The sequence below is a fragment of the Streptomyces sp. NPDC048636 genome (genome assembly GCF_040650655.1).
Taxonomy (GTDB): domain Bacteria; phylum Actinomycetota; class Actinomycetes; order Streptomycetales; family Streptomycetaceae; genus Streptomyces.
Map to the genome: position 1 here is coordinate 301,821 of NZ_JBEZHR010000004.1, position 19,597 is coordinate 321,417.

The window sequence follows — 19,597 nt, forward strand, 5'->3', positions numbered from 1 at the left end:
GTGTCGGCGCGGTGTTCGTACGGTGTCTCAGGCGTCGAAGTCGTCGAAGTCGTCGACGAACCCGTTCGCGCGGGCGCGGACCCACTCGATGCTCTCGACAACGCCGGGAGCATGCTCCGGTGCCATCACCAGCGCATTGTGTCCGGCGTCCGTCACGACATCGTGCCGCGAGACCGTGGACAATGCCGCCAGCTCACGTTGGAGGGCCGCGTGTGCCGGATCCGCCCGCACGGTCTCGCCCGCGGTGAGCACCGCCACGGGCCGGGAGATCGCCGACAGCCGTGCCGCGTCGGGCGACCATGAGTGCTGCCAGTGGTGCATCTCCTGACGGGTCGCCCACCAGGCGCCCGGAGCCGCCATGCACCTCTCGGTCGCCTCGGCCATGTCGTCCGGCAGCGCACTGAACGGCCGGTACTCCTCGGACCTGCGCAGCGTTCCGGTCATGGCCTTGAGCCACGACGTGGTCACCTGCTGCCTGACCCATGGCAATGACTGGCGCTGCCCCGGTGACCGTCGGAGCTGGTCCGGATGGGAGGAGTCGACGAACACGAGCCCCGCGACGAGTTCGGGGTGACGGCGTGCGAAACACCGGATCAGAACCCCTCCGACCGAGTGGCCGACGAGCAGGAACGGCGGTCGCGCGCCGAGTTGGGCGAGCAGCCTATGCAGTCCCTCGCTGCTCCGCTCCGCGTCCCGTGGTGCCGACGCCGTGGCGCTCCAGCCGATCCCGGGCCGGTCGTAGGCCACGTAGTTGGTGCCGGGGCCGAGCTTGGCCAGCACCCATCCCCATTCGGTGGCCGGGCAGGCCATACCGTTCTCGAAGACCACCGTCGGCCCCTCGCCGTCGGTGTTCGCCAGCACATGCACATCGCGTCCGTCCACCCGGACCAGCCGCCCGGGTGCCGATGCCCTCATCCGCTCGCGTCGGCGTTTGCCCATACGGTGGACCGTCGCGCCCGCGAGCACCGTGGCCCCCGTGGCCGCGATGACGGTGTGCCGTGTCGGCCCGGGCCTCGCGGCCGCTGCCACCAGGGACTTCAGTGGGGCGAGATTGCTCGCGCGCGTGGCCGCGGGCTTGGCGTCGCGTCCCAGTGCGCGGGACACATGGACAACGGCCGGGTAGGTGGCGCCGAACGACCACACGAACCGGTTGAGTCCCATGAAGCGTGCGTTGCCGAGATGAAAGGCCGCTCCGGCGGCCAGGATTCCGCGGGCGACGGGCTTCGGGGCCACCAGGGCCAGGGGGAAGGCCATCTCACCGGCGATCGTGGACCACGCCACCGCCTTGGCCAGCCACGGGCGGTTCTGGACCGTCCGGTGGAAGAGGCTGTCGCCGTAGACGGCGGTACGGAAGATGCGCGGGATGGCACTTCCATCGCGCCACACCGGGGAGAACAGCTTGGCTGCCCCGGAGGTGAAGTAGGAGAGACATGCCTGCGCGGCAAGGAAGGTGACGACGGCTTCCCGGGCCCGCTCATCGTGGGGGAACGCCTTCTCCAGGGCGGCGCACGCGTAGTTCAGGAAGGCGAAGTGGTCGGAGCCGTCGAACCCGTAGGGCACGCGGGTCTGGAGGCCGTACGCCGTCGTGCACATCGTGGCGGCGAGAACGCCTCGCTGGGCGCGGCTCGCACCCGGCAGGATCAGCCCGAGACCGGCGAGGCCACGGGTGTGCACCATCGCCATGACATTGGGGTAGCCGAAGACCCGATCCAGGTGGTCCCCCGCGGCGGGCCATGACTGGAGCATACGGAGCTTTCCGATGCGCCAGCTGAAGAGACCGTCGTCGGCGAACTGGCCGGAGGTGGCGAGCTGTTCGAGACTGCCGATGGTCTGGCCGATGGACGTGAGCAGTTCGACCTTGCGGAACACGGCGTCAACGGCATCGCGCTCTCCGACATGCATGTGCCCTCCGGAGGAAAGGTCGCGGCGTGGGGATGGGGTGGGTGGCACGGCACCGATGTGCCGGAAAATCACCGCTCGACGCCCCCGGCCGGATGGTGCGCACCGGGGGCGTCGAGCGGTCAGACCGGGGAGCTACTGGTCAGTTCCACCCCGGGTGGCCCTGGACCAGATCCTGCACGGATCCGCCGGCCACCAGACCGGTGCGGGGAAGGGTCTTGTCGCCACCCTGGTAGCCAGTCCAGTAGGCGGTCGGGACCTCCGGGGCCGCGGCGGCGGCGACGTCGGTGGCGCCCAGGGCCGGTATGGTCTCCGGGGTGCTGGGCACGTGGTAGTCGGTGTGCTCCGCGGCGTTGCTACGGGCCCAACGGGCAATGCGGGATTCGGGGGTTGCGGACATCAGGTACACCTTCCCGTTCGTACTTGCGCCGAATTCGAATGATTCGGGGTGCGCGGATAAGCGACGGCAGCGGGATTTTCGGATTTCGACCCCAACCGCCGCCATGGCAGGCGATGTTAGCACCCGTATCGCTTCGGCACCTGATTCTTCTTGCCATGTCATTGACTCTGATTGCGCTCGAGGGCGCAGACGTTTCTCCGCCTGTGCGGACCGTCCCCACCTGCACACCACAAGTAACTCCCTTGAATTTAGCTTGCATTCTTTTTGCTTTTAGCTTGTCCACCCATGTTCCAGGGAAATTCGCGGAATACATAGCCGACCCCGGCGGCTCGGGGGCAGGAACGGGTATGGACGGAGCGGCGGGACGGCCCACCGCGCGCGTCGAACGGATTTCCGCGATCATGGTCCGGACTCCGACCGACACACAACCGACGAGGAATCGCTCGCCATGCCCGTGCCCGCCGATCCGACAGTCCTCCACCCCATGCCCGAGCAGCCACGGGTGGTGCTGCTCAAGCCACTGGTGACGTCCCCGTTGATCGACGTCGGGGAGTACTCCTACTACGACGACCCGGACGATCCGACCGCGTTCGAGACACGCAATGTGCTCTACCACTACGGGCCGGAGAAGCTGGTCATCGGCAGGTTCTGCGCGCTGGGCACGGGGGTGCGGTTCCTCATGAACGGGGCCAACCACCGTATGGACGGCCCCTCGACCTTCCCCTTCCCCACCATGGGCGGCTCGTGGGCCGACCACTTCGACCTGCTCACCGGCCTGCCGAACCGAGGGGACACCATCGTCGGCAACGACGTCTGGTTCGGACACAGCACGACGGTGATGCCCGGCGTACGGATCGGACATGGCGCGATCATCGGTTCCGGCGCCGTGGTCACCGCCGACGTACCCGACTACGGCATCGTCGGCGGCAACCCGGCCCGCCTCATCCGCACCCGCTACAACGACCGGGACATCGCCCGGCTGCTGGCGGTGGCCTGGTGGGACTGGCCCGCGGAGCACATCACCGCGCATGTGCGGACGATCATGTCGGGCAGCGTCGCCGACCTCGAAGCCGCCGCCCCCGACGGCGGGCATCGGTAAGGGAGATGTCCGGAGACCGGAAGGCGAGCTAGAGTCGCGAGCATGTACCTCCTTCAGATCTACGGCTGACACGGTCGGGGCCTCGCCCCGGCTTCCCGCCCGCATACCCATGCGAGCCCGCATGCCCATGCGCGCCCCCGCGACCGAGACTCCCGGAAGTGGCGCGTCGGCTTGCCGTGTCCCCTCCGCCGTAGACCTGAAATGAGTGATCTTCCATGTCCTGTCGCCGTGCCCATATCGCGATGATCGGCATCCCCGCCGTCAGCCACGTCCTGCCGAGCCTCGAGGTCATCCGGGAGCTGGTGGCCCGGGGCCATCGCGTGACCTACGCCAACGACCCGGCGGTGGCCGGCCTGATCGCGGAGACCGGCGCCGAACTCGTGCCCTGCACCTCCGTACTGCCGGTCGCGGACAACAACTGGCCCGACGACCCCATCGCCGCGATGGGCCTCTTCCTCGACGACGCCGTCCAGGCACTCCCCCAGTTGCGCGCCGCCTACGACAACGACCCGGCGGACCTGTACCTGTATGACATCGGGGCCTATGCGGCGCGTGCCCTCGCCGAATCGCAGGACCGGCCCCTCCTCCAGCTGTCCCCGACGTTCGTGGCCTGGAGCGGCTACGACGAGGAGTTCGGGACACAGCTGTGGCAGCTGCCGGGTGCCGCCGAGTATCGGGCGCGGTTCGCGCGGTGGCTCGCCGAGAGCGGGGCGTCCACCACCGACGTGGACACCTTCTCCGGCCGTCCCGTGCGCGCCCTCGCGCTGATCACCCGGGCGATGCAGCCACACGCCGACCAGGTCGACACCGACGCGGTGACGTTCGTCGGGCCCTGCTCCAACACACGTGAGAACGAAGCCGGTTGGAGCCGCCCGGCCGATGCGGAGAAGGTGTTGCTGATCTCCCTGGGCTCGGCGTACACCCGTCAGCCGGAGTTCTACCGCCAGTGTCTGGCGGCCTATGGCGACCTGCCGGGCTGGCATGTTGTCCTCCAGATCGGCAAGTACACCGATCCGCGGGAACTCGGCGGCATCCCGTCCAACGTCGAGCTGCACTCCTGGGTCCCCCAGCGGGCGATCCTGGAGCAGGCGGATGCGTTTGTCACCCATGCCGGTATGGGCGGCTGCGGCGAAGGGCTGCTGGCAGGCGTTCCGATGATCGCCGTGCCACAGGCCGCCGAACAGTTCATCAACGCCGACCGGCTCGTGGAACTGGGCGTGGCCCGCCGCATCGACACCCCGGACGCCACCGCCGAGACGCTACGGGCGGCGCTCGACGACCTCATCGCCGATGCGGAAGTCACCCGCCGCTCGGCGCTGCTGCGCACCGAGGCGCGAGCCGAGGGCGGCACCACACGCGCCGCCGACCTCATCGAGAACATGCTGGGCTGAGTTCCACCCGGCATTGCCGGGGGATTCGGATGACGCGGCCGTGACGCGGCGCGGTTGCCGGGCGGCGAATGCGCGGACGGGCCATGGCTGCTGGTCCCGGTCAAGGCCGCCGCCGGGACGGAGGATGACCCGGCAGCGGCCCAACTGCGACGCACTCTACATCTACCGGCGACGGCCAACGTATCCGGACGACCCCTCCGACCGGCCGAGTAATCAGCTCCATTGTGCTGGATGGGTGAAGCTGAGCGATGACCCCGAGTCCTTCATCGATGAGCTTCGTTGTGTCAGGCGTCCCTGAATTCACGGACAAACATCAGACGGAGGATTTCTAGTGAACATCGGCAAGAAGGCCATTTTCCTGACCGCCGCCGCGGGCGCTCTGGTTGTCAGCGGTAGCGGTGCGGCCGGCGCCTTGGCCAACACCAACAATGGCTGGACCGCCCAGGCCAACCACTGCGACACGGCCGTGGGCGACGTCGCCACGGTCGGCGGGGCCGCCCCCACCGGTGAACTGAACATCGGCGCCGACTGCGTCAACTTCACCAACAAGGGTGGCTCTGCCTTGCAGAGCAACGAGTGCGAGACGACGACCGGTGTGATCGCCCCGGTCGGCGCCCTGGCACCGACGGACGACGTCAACATTGGCGCCAACTGCACCAACATCGCGGTCGAAGACTGATTGCGATTCCGCTACTTGACCGGCTCTCACCACCCAGTGCTTTCGCCTTTGGCTTAGCACGGTGAAAACCGATCGGCGGCACTGCGGCCCTGGGACTCTGTTCCAGGGCCGCTGCCATATCCGGGGTGGGTTTCGGGCTCCCTGAGCCGCGCGGTCAGCTCGTGGTAGAAGACGCGCCCGTCTTTCAGCTCTCGGTGGAGGACGCGGCCGTCTTGGGACAAGACGCGCCCGGTCCGGCGCCCGTCACCACGTCCTCGATCGCGACGGGACGGTCGTCAGCGTCGACGAGCGCCACCCGGACAGGTTGCCGCGTCCTTCTATGACACATCAGCGCCGGGGGCCCCGCGTCATCGGCGAGGTACTTATCACCCCAGCTCATCAGCGCGGCGAGGACAGGGACCAGTTCCCATCCCGCCTGCGTCAGGTGGTACGCCTGGCGCTCGCGAGCGCCGTTCTCCCGGTACGGCCGCTTCTCGAGCACGCCCGCTTCCACCAAGCCTTCGAGCCTTTGGGCGAGCACATCGGTCGACACGGTCAACGCTTCCTGGAACTCGCTGAACTTCGTGCGCCCGTTGAGCGCTTCGCGGACCACCAGGAGCGTCCATCGCTGGCCCAGCACCGTGAGGCTGCGCGCGATCGAACAGGCTCCTCCCGCTTCGAGTGAGGTTCGCTCCGCCATGCCGCCAGGCTACCACTTGGCTCTGTCTATCCCAGTCAGCCCGTGATCCCTCGCACTCCCCCTGACAACCGGGGTGGGACTCCACTCAGAGGGCCTCAGAGGGCTGCCTTGACATTTCCAAGTCACCGTGGAAGCGTCCGCGCCACGATAACTTGGAAACACAGAGTCAGCCGAGCGATGCGGTGCCGCGGCGCGCCGGAACCCCTACCTCACAGGAGGAGACTTCATGATCACCGCTGAGATCACGGGCCACTGGGACGCCCGCTTCACGCCGGTGCGCGACGCCCTGGCCGAGCAGTTCGAAAGCGGCGAGGAGCTCGGCGCGTCGATCGTCGTAGACCTCGACGGCGAGACCGTCGTCGACGTCTGGGGCGGCTGGCGCGACGCCGAGCAGCGGCTGCCGTGGAGCAGCGACACGATCGTCAATGTGTGGTCGACGACCAAGACCGTGACCGCGCTCGCGGCGCTGGTACTGGTCGACCGTGGGCTGCTGGACCCCTACGCGCCGGTCGCGCGGTACTGGCCGGAGTTCGCGGCCAACGGCAAGGAGGCGATCGAGGTCCGGCATCTGCTCTCGCACACGTCCGGGGTGTCCGGCTGGGAGGCGCCGTTCACCGTGGAGCAGATGTACGACGTGGCGACCGCGACGGCGGCGCTGGCCGCGCAGGCGCCGTGGTGGGAGCCGGGCACGGCGTCCGGCTACCACGCACAGAACCAGGGCCATCTCGTCGGCGAACTGGTGCGGCGGGTCAGCGGCCGTTCGCTGACGGAGTTCGTGGCGCGGGAGCTGGCCGGTCCGTTGCGGGCCGACTTCCGGATCGGCGCCACGGAGGCCGACACCCACCGGATCGCGCCGGTGGTCGCGCCGCCGCCGCTGTCGATCGACCTGACCGCGCTCGACCCCGACAGCCCGATGTTCAAGACGTTCGTCGGCCCGGCGGGCGACCCGAACAACGCCAACACCGCGGCCTGGCGGGCGGCGGAGCTGGGCGCGCTCAACGGCCACGGCAACGCGCGATCGGTCGCGCGGCTGCTGCGTGTGCTGGCGCTCGGCGGCACCGCGGACGGTGTCCGGCTCCTCTCCCCCGAGACGATCGACGTGATCTTCGACGAGCAGAGCAACGGCGTCGACCTGGTACTCGGCGTCCCCCTGCGCTTCGGCATCGGCTTCGCGCTGCCCGAAACGGAGACCGTCCCCTATGTCCCTCAGGGCAGGGTCTGCTACTGGGGTGGCTGGGGCGGGTCAATGATCATCGCCGACCTCGACCGCCGCATGACCATCAGCTACACGATGAACAAGATGTCGCCCGGGATCATCGGATCCGACCGCGCCGAGACCTACCTCCGCGCGGTCTACGCGTCGCTCGGCGAGGGCGGCGCCACCACCGCGTCCTGAGACCGGGCCCGGCGCGGGCGAGGCGACGCAGCCGACGCCTGACACCCCCGACCCGAAAGCAACGTCACCTGATAGCAACGTCAAAGGAGAACGTTCCCCATGCGCGCCACCTACATCAGTTCCTACGGCGGCAACGAAGTCATCGCCAGCGGCCAACTGCCCGACCCGGTACGCCGCGACGACGAACTGCTCGTCGAGGTGCACGCGGCGGGCGTCAATCCAGTGGAGATCCCCATCCGCGACGGGCAGTACAAGCGGGCGATGCGGCTGTCGTTCCCTCAGATCATGGGGTTCGACATCTCAGGGGTCGTACGCGCGGCCCCCGTCGGCGGGCGCTTCAGCGAAGGCGATGAGGTCTACGCCCGGCTCCCCACCCGCACCATGGGAGCGTACGCCGAACTGGTCGCCATACCGGCCGACCTCGCGGCGGCCAAGCCCGTATCGCTCAGCCATCCGGAGGCCGCCGGCCTTCCCACGGTCGCGCTGACGACGTGCCAAGCGCTGACCGAGCGTGCGGGGCTCAAGCGTGGCCAGCGGCTGCTGGTGCAGGCCGCTGCGGGCGGCGTCGGAACGTTCGCCGTGCAGCTCGCTCATCACCTCGGTGCCGAAGTCATCGGCACGGCAGGCCCCGACAACCATGACTTCCTGCGTCAGCTGGGGGTCGATGAGGTGATCGACTACCACGTGGAGCGCTTCGAGGACCGCGGTCCGTACGACGTCGTCTACGACGGAGTCGGCGGTGAGCTGATCACCCGCTCGATCGCGAGTGTCCGCCGGGGAGGCAGCTACATCGGCCTCGTCCGCAGCACGGACGCCCGGGCCTACCGGGAGGCAGGTGTGCCAGGTCCGCTCGCACGGCTGGCCGCCCGCGGCACGGCGGCCGCACGACGCCAGGCCGCGGCAGGCGGCGTCGCCTACCACGGGCCGCTGACGCGCCCCGACGGACGCCAACTGGCGCGGATCGCCGCGCTCGTCGACGAGGGCACGATCCGCCCCGTCGTCAGCGAGACGTTCGCACTCGGCGAACTCGGCCGAGCCTACGACGCCCTGGCCGGCGGGCATGTCCGTGGAAAGCTCGTGGTCGCGATCGGCTGAGACATCAGGGGATGAGGCGGTTTTCTCCGCACCGCCGTGCGGGCCACCGGCGGTGGTGCGCTGCCTGCTCGTGTGGTCGGTGAGTGTTCGATCCGGACGGGCAGGCGGGCCCGTCGGGCTCTCCGTGGGAGAGGGCCGGTCTTCAGCCCCGCCGAGCGCCGTATCCACCACCCGGCGGCCGGTCCGCCGCGGCTTCGCACGGCGACGAGCCCGGTCACACGACGGGCGGACGGCGCGGCGCACCGTGACGTTCCAGCGATGTACACCACACCGGCGGGGCTGGCCGCCTCCGGGTCAATGGTCCAGACTGATCACTGTTTTCCGGGCCGAGCGACGTGAGGAGGGCTGATGGGCGCGTACGACGAGACGTACCACCGCAGCCTCGAGGATCCCGAGGGTTTCTGGCTGGACGCAGCCGCCGCGATCGACTGGAACCGGCCACCGACCCGGGCTCTGGACGACTCCCACGCACCGCTCCACCGTTGGTTCCCCGACGGTGAGCTCAACACCTCGTACAACGCGCTGGACCGGCATGTCGAGGCCGGCCGCGGCGACCAGACGGCGCTGATCTACGACTCCCCGGTGACCGGTGCGGTCCGGCGCTTCAGCTACGCCGAGCTCCGTGACGAGGTGGCGCGCTTCGCCGGGGGCTTGCGCTCGCTGGGTGTCGCCAAGGGCGACCGGGTCATCGTCTATATGCCGATGGTGCCCGAGGCCGTCGTCGCCATGCTGGCCTGCGCCAGGATCGGCGCGGTGCACTCGGTGGTGTTCGGCGGCTTCGCCCCCAAGGAGCTGGCCGCCCGTATCGACGACGCCGAACCCGTCGTGATCGTCGCGGCGTCCTGCGGGGTCGAGCCGACGCGGATCGTGGAGTACACGCCCATCGTCGAGGCGGCGCTCGGTCTGGCCACCCACCAGCCGGACAGGGTCGTCGTCCTCCAGCGCGATATGGCGCGGGCCGAGCTGGGCGAAAGGTATGTGGACTGGGCGGAGCTGATCGCCGACGCCGAGCCGGTCGATCCGGTGCCGGTGGCGGCGACCGACCCGCTGTATGTGCTGTACACCTCCGGTACCACCGGCAAGCCGAAGGGCGTCGTCCGCGACAACGGCGGCCATGCGGTGGCGCTGTCCTGGTCGATGGCCGCGATCTATGACATCGGTCCTGGCGATGTGTGGTGGACCGCGTCCGACGTCGGCTGGGTGGTCGGCCACTCCTACATCGTCTACGCGCCACTGCTGATCGGTGCGACCACCGTGCTCTACGAGGGCAAGCCGGTCGGTACCCCCGACGCCGGTGCGTTCTGGCGTGTGATCAGCGATCACGGGGTGAAGGCGCTGTTCACGGCTCCCACGGCACTGCGGGCGATCAAGAGGGTCGACCCGGAGGCGGCCGAGTTGAAGAAGTACGACCTGTCGGCGTTCCGCACGCTCTTCCTGGCCGGGGAGCGGCTCGACCCGGAGACGTACCACTGGGCGCACCGGAAGCTCGGTACACCGGTGGTCGACCACTGGTGGCAGACCGAGACCGGCTGGGCGATCGCGGCGAACCTCCACGGGCTGGAGCCGATGCCGGTCAAGCCCGGGTCGGCGACGGTTCCGGTGCCCGGCTGGGACGTGCGCGTCCTCGACCAGGCCGGCACCGAACTGCCCGCGGGTCAGGAAGGTGTGATCGCGCTCCGGCTCCCGCTGCCTCCCGGCGCGCTGCCCACGCTCTGGGGTGACGACCGGCGATTCGTCGAGGCGTATCTGTCCCAGTACGACGGCTACTACCTGACCGGTGATTCCGGTTACCGCGACGCGGAGGGCTATCTGTTCGTCATGGGCCGCACCGACGACGTCATCAACGTCGCGGGACACCGCTTGTCGACCGGTGCGATGGAAGCGGTGCTCGCGGCGCATCCGGCGGTCGCCGAGTGTGCGGTGATCGGGGTGCACGACACGCTCAAGGGTCAGCTTCCCCGGGGCTTCGTGGTGCTCAAGGCAGGCGTCGACATCAGTCACGAAGACCTCCACCAGGAGCTGATCGCGGCGGTACGCCGGGAGATCGGCCCGGTCGCCGCGTTCCGCGCGGTCTCGGTGGTGGACGCGCTGCCCAAGACCCGGTCGGGAAAGATCCTGCGCAAGACGATGCGCGGGATCGCCGATGGGCGCGACGAACCGGTGCCGTCGACCATCGAGGACCCGTCGGTCCTGGACACGCTGCGGCCCGTGCTGCGCCCCGAGTGAGCGACCGCTACGACGACTTGGACACCGCCCCCGTGACACTCACTCCTCGTGCGCCGGAAGCCATCACCCCGGACCCGCCCGGCGAAACCACTCGCCCGCTGCTCACACAGTCCTGGCTCGATCTCGCGTTCCTCCACTGGGCCGCCGATCCGGACGAGGTGGCGCGGGTCCTTCCGGCCGGGACGGTTCCCGACACGCTGAACGGGGTCACCTACGTCGGGCTCGTGGCCTTCCGGATGCACCGGGTGGGCTGGTTCCGGCTGCCCGGCATCCCCTATCTGGGCACCTTCCCGGAGACCAACGTCCGGCTGTACTCGGTCGACGAGCACGGCCGTCGTGGTGTGGTCTTCCGCTCGCTCGACGCCTCCCGGCTGATCCCGGTGGCGGTGGCCCGCGCGGCCTTCCGGCTGCCCTATCTGTGGTCCCGGATGGCCATCGAGCGCGACGGCGACACCCTCACGTACACCAGCACGCGACGCTGGCCGGGGCCTCGCGGGGCGCGCAGCCGGATCGCGATACGCGTCGGGGAGCCGGTGGCCGAGCCGAGCGAGCTCGAGCACTTCCTGACGGCGCGCTGGGGCATGCACAACGCCTTCTTCGCACGATCCATGTACTTGCCGAACACCCATCCGCGCTGGCCCCTGCACCGCGCCGAACTGCTCGAGTGCGACGAGGACTTGATACGGGCGGGGGGACTGGCGGCCCCCACCGGGGCGCCGGTGAGTGTGCTGTACTCCCCGGGGGTGCCCGTGCGCTTCGGCCGCCGCACACGGCCCGGCGGGATCCCGACTCCCTGACGGCCGGCCGCCTGGCGGGGCACGGGCAACGGCCCACGTCTGCCCGGTAGTCGCCGCCTTTCGACCCTGGCCCCGCTTCTCACTCCGACATGATCATCAAGATAGCCTCCGTTGCACACGGCGCGACGACGCACCGGTGCGGCATCGGATGATCCGGTGTGCGCCACCGACCCTTCGAGCGAGGAGCTACCGCATGGCGGCCACCCTGGACGAGATCACACGCACGTGGCTTCAGGAAGCCAGGTTCTGGCAGCTGGCCACCCTGAACCAGGACGGTTCGCCCCAGCTGACTCCGATGTGGGCCGGTCTGGAGGACGACCTGATAGTGATCAACACCTCGGTCGGCCGGGTCAAGGAGGAGAACCTGCGGCGTGACCCCCGGGTATCGCTGTGCTGCATGGACACCGAGAACCCCTATCACCGGGTGGAGATCCGGGGCCACGCCGTCCGCTTCGTCTCGGGAGAGCCTGCCGAACGTGTCATGGACCGGCTCGCGCAGAAGTACCTCGGCGCGGAGACCTTCCCCTGGCTGATTCCCGGTGAGGTGAGGGTGGCGGTCTACATCGAGCCGCACCACGTCCACCGTGTGGTCGGTGTGGAGAAGTTCCGGCCCGGAGTGCTGCCGGAGGCGTAACACGCGATACCGGGGTCCTGCTGCCGGGCCAGCAGGCCCCAGCCCCCGGGCCTCGGGCCAGGCGGTGGGCAGAAGGAGAGCCGAGGCGTAGGGTAAAATGCCCGGCTTGAAAATGGCGTCGCTCGGCTGGAAAATGGCGTCGACTGACGATCCGGTCGCTGTCTGCGACAGGGCGAGTACAGGACTCGGTGTCCGGGAGCGTCGGGCGGCCTCGGGGACGATGACGCCATTGCACGATGAGGGAGTTTTCGCCTTGACGCCACAGGGTCCCAGAAGTGCTGACGCCCGGCTTCGCCGCGCTGGGCTCGCCAGGTGGTGATCCATGATGAGGCTGCTGGTCACGGTCGGTGACACCGCGCGTCCCGCATGTCCCGCATACCGTCCTCGCAACCGGCGATGCGTGCCGTGATGGCTGCCACCAGCGCCACCCCGTTCGTAGGGCGCGTCCCTGAGCTGGAACGTATGGACCAGTCTCTGCGCGAAGCACGGTCCGGCAAGGCGTCCAGCGTGCTCATTCAGGGCGCGGCGGGTATCGGGAAGACCGCGCTCGTCCGCCGCTGGCTGGCAGGGCTCGCACCGGAGAGCTTCCCGGTGCTCCGCGCCACGTGTGACACCTCCGAGGAGGATCTGGCGTTCGGCGTGATCGCGCAGCTGACGTCCCGGGTACCAGCCGTCCTCCTCGACCGGTTTCCGCTGCTCGCGGGGATGATCCCGGCGGCGTCGGAGCCGTTTCAGGTGGGTGCCGAACTGCTGGGACTGCTCGGTGAGCTACAGAGTGGCGGACCGGTGCTGATGATCGTCGATGATGTGCCATGGGCCGATCGGCCCTCGGCCCAGGTTCTGGGGTTCGTACTGCGCCGCCTGGAGGCCGATGCGGTCCTCACCGTGCTGCTCGCCCGCAGCAGCACGGAGCCCGGCCAGGCCGGAGGGCTCGATCTGCATCGCCTCATCGCACGCATGCCACATAGCTGTGAGCTCAATCTGACCGGGCTCGGTGTCAGCGAAGTGGCGGAGCTGGCCAGGCTGGTGTACGGCCGTCCCGTCGACAGCGGAACAGCCGAGCGGCTCCGGAACCACACCGACGGCCACGCCCTGTATCTCCGGACGCTGCTCGCGGAGGTGTCGATGGAGGGCGTGGCACAGGGACGGCACGCCCTGCCGGTTCCGACTTCGCTGGTGCAGGCCCTGCGACGGCAGTTGGAGTGTCTGCCCGGACCGGCGCGAAACCTGGTCGAGGGGATCGCCGTACTGGGCGGCCCGGTGCCACTGACCACCGCTGCCCGCGTCGCCTCCGTCACGGAGTCCGACGCGGCGCTCGAGCCCTTGCTGACGCAGGGCATCGTGCGCTGGTGGCCCGACCAGCCGTCCACCCCGGTGGCGATCGCCCACAGGCTCCAGCGTGAAGCCATCATGAACGCCACGTCGCCCGGGCGGCTGCGGGCACTGCACACGGCCGCCGCCACCCTCGTCGATCGTGCCGCGTCCTGGTCGCACAGGGTCGCGGCCACACAGGGGACGGACGCCCAGCTCGCTCATGAGCTCGAGCGGGCCGCCGGCGAATACGACTCCACCGGGGAGGGCGACAGGGCCGCCACCCTGCTGCTGTGGGCATCGGAGGTGGCGGAGGACCGGAGGGAGCAGGAACGGTTGCTGCTCACCGCGGCCGCGCGTCTGCTGTGGGCTCAGCAGTACACGCGTGTCGAGCCATTGTTGGCGAAGGTCGAAGCCGCCGAACCGGGCCCGCTGCGCAGTCTGGTGCTGGGCGGCTATGGAACACCCCGCGGGGCTCCTGACGCCGCGGAGCTGCTCAGCGAGGCACTGGAGGCCCATCCCGCCGAACCCGCGACAGAGTTCGTACCGGCCATGGCCGGCACCTGGCTCGGGATCAAGCACGTGGTCGATGGCCATGGTGCGAAAGCCGTGCCACTGCTTCGGGATGTGCTGGCCATCGACCATCTCGAACCACAACTCGCGCCGTGGGCGGCCGGCAGCCTGGGGCTGGCCCGCAGCTACGCCGACGGCGCACGCGCGGCCCTGTACGAGTACAACACCGTGGCCCCGCCCGGGAGTCCGCGCTCCGCCGCGGACCAGGCCATCCAGCGCGCCTACCGCGGAATGCTCCAGATGTGGGCCGGAGATGTGGCCGACGCGCAGCACGAGCTCACCGCGGCCCTGGACACGGCCCGCGCCAAGGGCTGCGCCGTGACCTCGGAGTTCACCTACGCCAACCTCGCCGCCGCGCAGTACTTCCTGGGCCTGTGGGACGAGGCCGCGATCAGTGCCGACCACGCGCTGGCCATCGCCGATGCCGAGGACAAGCCGTGGGCGTTCTCCTACGCCTATTCCATCGCGTCATGGGTGCCCGCGGGCCGCGGACAGTGGCAGCGAGCCCGGGAACTGGTCCAGCAGTCGTATCAGTGGTCCAAGGCCATCGCGCCGGACTACGGGGTGCCCCTCGCCGCCGTCGGAAACGCCGTACTGGCACAGGCCCGGGGCGACCACCCCACCATGCTGGCCGCACTGCGGACCGTCCTGCGGGCCCGCCCCGACGCGGGGCCGCTGGCCTTCCAGACATGGTGGCGCCCGCTGTACGCCGAGGCGCTGATCGCCAACGGTGACCTGGCCAGAGCCGCCCCGGCCGTGGCCTCTCTCGCGGCGCTGGGCGAGGAGGCTCCCTCGCTGCGCATCGCCGTGGCATGGCTCTCGGGTCAGCTGTCGCAGGCGCGTGGAGAGGCCAAACGAGCCCGTGACACCTTCGAAGAGGGCCTCGACCTCCCTGCCTCCGCCGACGATCCGCCGCTGCACCGGGCGATTCTCGCGCACAGCCACGGTCGGTTGCTGGCCCGGGCCGGGGAGCGTCAGCGGGCAACCGCGTACTTCACCCAGGCCCGTGACCTCTTCGCGGCTCTGGGAGCCCAGCCGTTCCTGATGCGCTTGCGCGACGACTTCGCGGACGGGTCCTCCGCCCGCCACCACGAGGACGGGATTTCCCTCTCCGGGCTGACCGACCGCGAACGCGATATCTCCCTACTGGTCGGCCGCGGGCTCACCAATCGGGAGATCGCAGCGAAGCTGTTCATCAGCAGCAAGACGGTCGAGTACCACCTCAGCCACGTCTATCAGAAGCTCGCCCTCTCCGGGCGGCGCCAGCTCCGGAACCTGGTCCAGCAGGTCACCCCGTGAGGTAGAAGTCCCTGCGGGCGGCCACGAACGCCTCGATCGTCCGAGCGGGTACCCCCGTGACACGTTCGACGTCGTCCGATGTGCGGTTGTAGCGGTCCTCACGGTGCAGCCGGGCCATGGTGGCGATGTGCTCTTCGGTATGCGGCGGCAGCCCCGCCGTGGCGAGCACCTCGGCCCGCCACCGGTCCAGCGGCACATCGACATAGGAGACCGGCCGCCCCAGCGCGCGGGAGAACTCCTCGGCCAGCTCGGTCATGTCCACCGTGCGTGGCCCGGTCAGCTCGTAGACGTGCCCGATGTGCGGAGCCGGGTCGCGGAGTACGGTGGCGACGACCCTGGCCACGTCGTCCACGGCGACCGGCGAGGTGCGTCCGGTGCCGAACGGCAGGGCGATCGTGCCGTTGTCGCGGATCGACCGCGCCGCCAGCGTGGTGAACAGCGGATTGTCCAGGAATGCCGTCGGCCGGATGTGGACCACGGGCAGACCCGACCAGTTCAGTACCTGCTCCGCCAGCCAGTGCAGCCGCTGCTGATGCGACTCCGTGGTGCTGGTGGCGGTCATCTGCGACACCGTCATCTGGGACATGCCCACCAGGCCGTCCAGCTCGCCCCGCTCGCGCGCCACGCTGGCCACCACCGTCGCCGCCAGCAGATGGTCCGGCGATACGGGCATCGCGAAGTACATCCGCCCGACACCCTCCAGCGCGGCCGCGACACTTTCGGGGTGGGTCAGATCTCCGATGACGACCTCCGCGCCGAGCGCGCGCAACTCGGCCGCCCGCTCACCGTCGTGGCGGACCATCACGCGCACCGGCACGTCCCACTCACTCAACTGGTCGAGTACCGTGCGGCCGACGTCACCGGCGTTGGCGATGAGAACAAGATTGCTGGCAACCAACGGTCGCTCTCCTCGTGAGTTGCTGAGTGGAGGTTCGTTCCTCGATCACAGGTGCTCGACGTGGCGGCGGAACCGAGGGCGCCGCGCACCGCGCCGCACCCATGAGATCACCTGTCCGACGTGGTCCGGTGGCATCCACACCGCCCGGATGGCTTCCGTCGCACTGCGGCTTCCTTCACCGGGCCCCGGTCTGCCATCATGGGATGAAACGGAACCTCGCTCCGTTAACGATACGGAGCACTGTTCCGCTGTGCGGGGTCGGCCAGGGAAGGAGTGCCGCGGTGAACGAGAGCGGCCAGGGCGCGGGAGGCGCAGCCGGGTCCAAGCGCAAGGACGCCCGGCGCAATCAGCAGACCTTGCTGGACGCGGCCGCCGCGGTCTTCGTCGCCTCCGGCGTGGAAGCGCCGGTACGCGACATCGCGGCCAAGGCGGGCGTCGGGATGGGCACGATCTACCGCCACTTCCCCACCCGGGCGGATCTCATCATCGCCGTCTACCGCCACCAGGTCGACGCCTGCGCCGAGGCGGGCCCGGCCCTGCTGGCGACCAGCCCGACACCGCACGCCGCGCTCGAGCGGTGGGTCGAGCTCTTCGTCGACTTCCTGGTCACCAAGCACGGTCTGGCCGCCGCGATGCAGGCCGACAGCACCGGTTTCGAAACGCTGCACGCGTACTTCCTCGACCGCCTGCTGCCGGTGTGCACCGAGCTCCTCGACGCCGCTTCCGCCGCCGGTGAGATCCGCTCCGACCTCAGCGCCTACCAGCTCATGCGCGGTGTCGGAAACCTCTGCGTAGGCGCCGAGAGCGACCCCCGCTACGACGCACGCCGGCTGGTCACGCTCCTTATCGCGGGGCTACGCCAACCGCGCTGACGGCTGATACGTCGCGATGATCACTCCGGTGCCGGTCGTCACGGAGTCGACCAGTTCGAAGGCCGACAGGTCGGAGCCGGAGTCCGGGAACAGCCGACGGCCGGAGCCGAGCACCAGCGGGTGGATCAGAAGCACGAACGTGTCGACGAGGTTTCGCTCCAGCAGCGACCGGACCAGCACACCGCTGCCGAACACCACCAGATTCTCCGGCAGTTCCTCTTTCAAGCCGCTCACCGCATCCGCGGCGTCGCCCTTGAGCAGCGTGGAGTTCTGCCAGGTCAGCGGCTCCGTCAGGGTGGTCGACGCCACGTACTTCTGGACGCGGTTCAGAGCGTCGGTGAACGGGTTCGGTGGCTGCTTGGGCCAGTAGTCGGCGAAGCGCTCGTACGTCGTCCGGCCGGTCAGCAGCGACCAGGTGCTCGACATGTGCCGACCCATGACCTGCTGCATGGCCGGATCCTGGTTCCGGTTCGCCCAGCCGCCGTGCCGGAAACCATCGCGCGGGTCTTCCTCGGGGTGTCCCGGAGCCTGCATCACACCATCGAGCGTCAGGTGCTCGATCACGATGACCTTGCCCATAGCGCGTCTCCTCCTTCATGGTCTTCACGGGTGTGGGCCCACGGCCCACACCCACGACAGACCGCTCGACCGACAGAAACTCATCGGCCAAGGCGGAAGGACGCCCCGGGCAACGTGGCGAGGGTGTCAGTTCAGGCGATCGTGGATCGCAATGGTGTCGGGCGAGAGCAGCCGGACACCGTCGACCGGGCCGCCCAGCGCCAGAGCCTTGAGGATGCGCGCCACCGAGCGTGCGTTCCCGTGGCCATTGAGCGCGGGCAGATCGGTATGTCGCCAGGCCGGGGTGTTCGCGGCTTCGGGGTCGGGCAACGGCCCGACGACGGTCTTGAACCTCGGGCCGTCGGGGTCCAGAGCGTCGACGTCGAAGGGGAGTGGCGGCGGTGGTGTGACCGGTGCGATCCGGATCCAGTCCGCCTCGCGCGCCCCGAGCTGGAAGTCGGCCCCGCGTGGTCCCGACAGCGGGTGACCCCGGCGGAGCTCGCCGGGGCCACTCACGCATCAGCCGTGACCGCATCTCATCCGCGGGTGAATATCCACTCGTGATTGTTGCGCTTCTCCGGTGCGCACGGCGAGATGAGCAGATCGCGGGTCTTGCTCTTGGCCGCGTAGGAGTCCAGGCACATGTGGTGGCTGGCGGCGTTGCGGATCCAGAAGCGGCCGTCGTGCTTCTTGTCCAGCCACCACAGCTGGTTGTCAGCGGTGGTGTCCTGGCACGGGGCCTCCTTGACCTTCTCGCCCTTCTTCGCGGCCCCGCTGCCGGGCAGGTCCAGGCACTTCCCGGCCTTGACGTTACGGATGACGAACAGCGCTGCGCCACCGGGACCGCCGCCCCGGGACTTCTTCCGCGCGGTCCACAGTTGGTTGTCGTGGCTGCGGTTGTTGCATTTCGCCTGGATGATCCGGCCGCCGTTGGCGCCCTTGCCGTATCCGGGGATGTCGACGCAGGTCTTGTTGGCGCTGTTCTTGATCAGCGTCCGACTCAGCACCGCGGGGAGCGCATGGGAGTCTGTCCCGCTCCCCGCGCCGGTCTTCCCTCCACCTGTTCCTGGCTTCCCCTCCCCCGTTCCTTGCTTCCCCTCCCCGTCGTCCATCTCCCCCTCGATCTTCCCGCCTTCCTGGTGCCCCGCTTCCCCCGCCGATGGGCCGGACCCCGCCGGGTTCGAGTCCCCGGCCCCCTCCGACGGGGGCGCGGACCCCTTCTTGCCGTCCTTCGTCCTTTCCTTGGCGGCGGGGGATTCGGCCACGAACTCGCCCTCCTTCGAGCCGTCGTCGCCCAGAACGGTGTCGGCGGAGGAGGCCACCTTCTTGCTCTTGTCGTCGTCCTGGCTGGTCGCCATGACAAGCAGGGGCACGGCGATGAGGATGGCCCCCGCCATGGCGGCCCCGGCGAGCATCGGCTTCTTGGGATGGCCGGGGGAACCGGCGTCCCCGTCCCGGGGACCACGGCCCGGGGCAGCGGCGGTGGCGGCCGCCGCTGCCCCCTCCTCGGGCCTGCTCTCAGCGGACGCGGCGGTGCTGGCGCTCAGGCCGATACGGGAGGCCCAGGCGCGGATACCGCCGTGGGACCGCTGGCCGGTCGCCGGTGCCTCCCCGGCCTCGGATTCGTCGTCGCGCCCGCCATGTGCTTCCGGTGCCTCCGTCCTCCGGCCGCCGGTACGGGCCCCGCCGTCCGGCTCCATGGTGGCGACGGTGGACGGTCCGCCACTCGTGGCCGTCCTGCGGCGCATGGCCCGTGCCGCACCGTCCGCCGACCCGTCTTCCCCTCGCCCG

Annotated in this window: 17 protein-coding genes; 10 read left to right on the forward strand and 7 right to left on the reverse strand. The window is 69.6% G+C overall.

Annotated features, from left to right (window positions below; genetic code table 11):
• Positions 1-27: 27 nt before the first annotated feature.
• Positions 28-1,902: an alpha/beta fold hydrolase gene (locus AB0C66_RS14250; RefSeq protein WP_362437038.1), complete on the reverse strand. Its 1,875-nt coding sequence runs from the start codon at positions 1,900-1,902 to the stop codon at positions 28-30.
• Between the two features lie 139 nt (positions 1,903-2,041).
• On the reverse strand, positions 2,042-2,299 hold the full coding sequence (locus AB0C66_RS14255; protein ID WP_362437040.1) for a hypothetical protein: 258 nt from the start codon (positions 2,297-2,299) through the stop codon (positions 2,042-2,044).
• A 448-nt stretch (positions 2,300-2,747) separates the two neighbouring features.
• On the opposite strand from AB0C66_RS14255, the gene AB0C66_RS14260 reads away from it, so the two are divergent.
• The 3 genes from AB0C66_RS14260 to AB0C66_RS14270 all read left to right on the forward strand — a co-directional run bounded on the left by AB0C66_RS14260 (position 2,748) and on the right by AB0C66_RS14270 (position 5,468).
• Positions 2,748-3,398 carry a CatB-related O-acetyltransferase gene (locus AB0C66_RS14260; protein WP_362437042.1) on the forward strand — a complete coding sequence of 217 codons (651 nt, stop codon included), beginning with the start codon at positions 2,748-2,750 and terminating at the stop codon, positions 3,396-3,398.
• A 215-nt stretch (positions 3,399-3,613) separates the two neighbouring features.
• The gene (locus tag AB0C66_RS14265; protein ID WP_362437044.1) at positions 3,614-4,789 is read left to right on the forward strand and encodes a macrolide family glycosyltransferase; all 1,176 of its coding nucleotides are present in this window, start codon (positions 3,614-3,616) and stop codon (positions 4,787-4,789) included.
• Between the two features lie 331 nt (positions 4,790-5,120).
• A complete protein-coding gene (locus tag AB0C66_RS14270) occupies positions 5,121-5,468 on the forward strand; it encodes a hypothetical protein (RefSeq protein ID WP_362437046.1) in 348 nt (115 codons plus the stop codon).
• 184 nt (positions 5,469-5,652) lie between these two features.
• On the opposite strand, the gene AB0C66_RS14275 is transcribed toward AB0C66_RS14270, so the two are convergent.
• Positions 5,653-6,147, reverse strand: a complete 495-nt coding sequence (locus AB0C66_RS14275) for a helix-turn-helix domain-containing protein (RefSeq protein ID WP_362437048.1) — start codon at positions 6,145-6,147, stop codon at positions 5,653-5,655.
• Between the two features lie 226 nt (positions 6,148-6,373).
• Between AB0C66_RS14275 and AB0C66_RS14280 the strand changes: the two genes are divergently transcribed.
• The 6 genes from AB0C66_RS14280 (at position 6,374) to AB0C66_RS14305 (ending at position 15,478) form a co-directional block, all read left to right on the forward strand.
• The gene (locus tag AB0C66_RS14280; RefSeq protein WP_362437050.1) at positions 6,374-7,543 is read left to right on the forward strand and encodes a serine hydrolase domain-containing protein; all 1,170 of its coding nucleotides are present in this window, start codon (positions 6,374-6,376) and stop codon (positions 7,541-7,543) included.
• A gap of 99 nt (positions 7,544-7,642) precedes the next feature.
• A complete protein-coding gene (locus AB0C66_RS14285; protein ID WP_362437052.1) occupies positions 7,643-8,638 on the forward strand; it encodes an NADP-dependent oxidoreductase in 996 nt (331 codons plus the stop codon).
• A 348-nt stretch (positions 8,639-8,986) separates the two neighbouring features.
• A complete protein-coding gene (locus AB0C66_RS14290; protein WP_362437054.1) occupies positions 8,987-10,864 on the forward strand; it encodes a propionyl-CoA synthetase in 1,878 nt (625 codons plus the stop codon).
• 32 nt (positions 10,865-10,896) lie between these two features.
• Positions 10,897-11,661, forward strand: coding sequence for a DUF2071 domain-containing protein (locus tag AB0C66_RS14295; protein ID WP_362437056.1), 765 nt, complete (start codon positions 10,897-10,899; stop codon positions 11,659-11,661).
• A gap of 193 nt (positions 11,662-11,854) precedes the next feature.
• The gene (locus AB0C66_RS14300) at positions 11,855-12,295 is read left to right on the forward strand and encodes a PPOX class F420-dependent oxidoreductase (protein ID WP_362437058.1); all 441 of its coding nucleotides are present in this window, start codon (positions 11,855-11,857) and stop codon (positions 12,293-12,295) included.
• A 408-nt stretch (positions 12,296-12,703) separates the two neighbouring features.
• Positions 12,704-15,478, forward strand: a complete 2,775-nt coding sequence (locus AB0C66_RS14305; RefSeq protein ID WP_362437060.1) for an AAA family ATPase — start codon at positions 12,704-12,706, stop codon at positions 15,476-15,478.
• Here AB0C66_RS14305 and AB0C66_RS14310 read toward each other — a convergent pair.
• Entirely contained in the window at positions 15,468-16,376 is a 909-nt protein-coding gene (locus tag AB0C66_RS14310) for an NAD(P)H-binding protein (protein WP_362437062.1), read from the reverse strand. The genes AB0C66_RS14305 and AB0C66_RS14310 overlap by 11 nt on opposite strands.
• A gap of 281 nt (positions 16,377-16,657) precedes the next feature.
• On the opposite strand from AB0C66_RS14310, the gene AB0C66_RS14315 reads away from it, so the two are divergent.
• Positions 16,658-17,248 carry a helix-turn-helix domain-containing protein gene (locus AB0C66_RS14315; protein ID WP_362437064.1) on the forward strand — a complete coding sequence of 197 codons (591 nt, stop codon included), beginning with the start codon at positions 16,658-16,660 and terminating at the stop codon, positions 17,246-17,248.
• Here AB0C66_RS14315 and AB0C66_RS14320 read toward each other — a convergent pair.
• From AB0C66_RS14320 to AB0C66_RS14330, 3 genes are all read right to left on the reverse strand, one after another.
• Positions 17,231-17,827 (reverse strand): dihydrofolate reductase family protein, encoded by a 597-nt coding sequence (locus AB0C66_RS14320; RefSeq protein WP_362437066.1) that lies wholly within the window; start codon positions 17,825-17,827, stop codon positions 17,231-17,233. The genes AB0C66_RS14315 and AB0C66_RS14320 overlap by 18 nt on opposite strands.
• Before the next feature lie 126 nt (positions 17,828-17,953).
• The gene (locus AB0C66_RS14325) at positions 17,954-18,322 is read right to left on the reverse strand and encodes a hypothetical protein (RefSeq protein ID WP_362437068.1); all 369 of its coding nucleotides are present in this window, start codon (positions 18,320-18,322) and stop codon (positions 17,954-17,956) included.
• A 20-nt stretch (positions 18,323-18,342) separates the two neighbouring features.
• Positions 18,343-19,554, reverse strand: coding sequence for an RICIN domain-containing protein (locus AB0C66_RS14330; RefSeq protein WP_362437070.1), 1,212 nt, complete (start codon positions 19,552-19,554; stop codon positions 18,343-18,345).
• Between the last annotated feature and the right edge of the window lie 43 nt (positions 19,555-19,597).

Bases quoted from the DNA above. Each gene is read 5' to 3' on its own strand.
- AB0C66_RS14250 (WP_362437038.1), bottom strand. From the start codon at position 1,902: ATGCATGTCGGAGAGCGCGATGCCGTTGACGCCGTGTTCCGCAAGGTC.
- AB0C66_RS14255 (WP_362437040.1), bottom strand. From the start codon at position 2,299: ATGTCCGCAACCCCCGAATCCCGCATTGCCCGTTGGGCCCGTAGCAAC.
- AB0C66_RS14260 (WP_362437042.1), top strand. From the start codon at position 2,748: ATGCCCGTGCCCGCCGATCCGACAGTCCTCCACCCCATGCCCGAGCAG.
- AB0C66_RS14265 (WP_362437044.1), top strand. From the start codon at position 3,614: ATGTCCTGTCGCCGTGCCCATATCGCGATGATCGGCATCCCCGCCGTC.
- AB0C66_RS14275 (WP_362437048.1), bottom strand. From the start codon at position 6,147: ATGGCGGAGCGAACCTCACTCGAAGCGGGAGGAGCCTGTTCGATCGCG.
- AB0C66_RS14280 (WP_362437050.1), top strand. From the start codon at position 6,374: ATGATCACCGCTGAGATCACGGGCCACTGGGACGCCCGCTTCACGCCG.
- AB0C66_RS14285 (WP_362437052.1), top strand. From the start codon at position 7,643: ATGCGCGCCACCTACATCAGTTCCTACGGCGGCAACGAAGTCATCGCC.
- AB0C66_RS14290 (WP_362437054.1), top strand. From the start codon at position 8,987: ATGGGCGCGTACGACGAGACGTACCACCGCAGCCTCGAGGATCCCGAG.
- AB0C66_RS14300 (WP_362437058.1), top strand. From the start codon at position 11,855: ATGGCGGCCACCCTGGACGAGATCACACGCACGTGGCTTCAGGAAGCC.
- AB0C66_RS14305 (WP_362437060.1), top strand. From the start codon at position 12,704: ATGGCTGCCACCAGCGCCACCCCGTTCGTAGGGCGCGTCCCTGAGCTG.
- AB0C66_RS14320 (WP_362437066.1), bottom strand. From the start codon at position 17,827: ATGGGCAAGGTCATCGTGATCGAGCACCTGACGCTCGATGGTGTGATG.
- AB0C66_RS14330 (WP_362437070.1), bottom strand. From the start codon at position 19,554: ATGCGCCGCAGGACGGCCACGAGTGGCGGACCGTCCACCGTCGCCACC.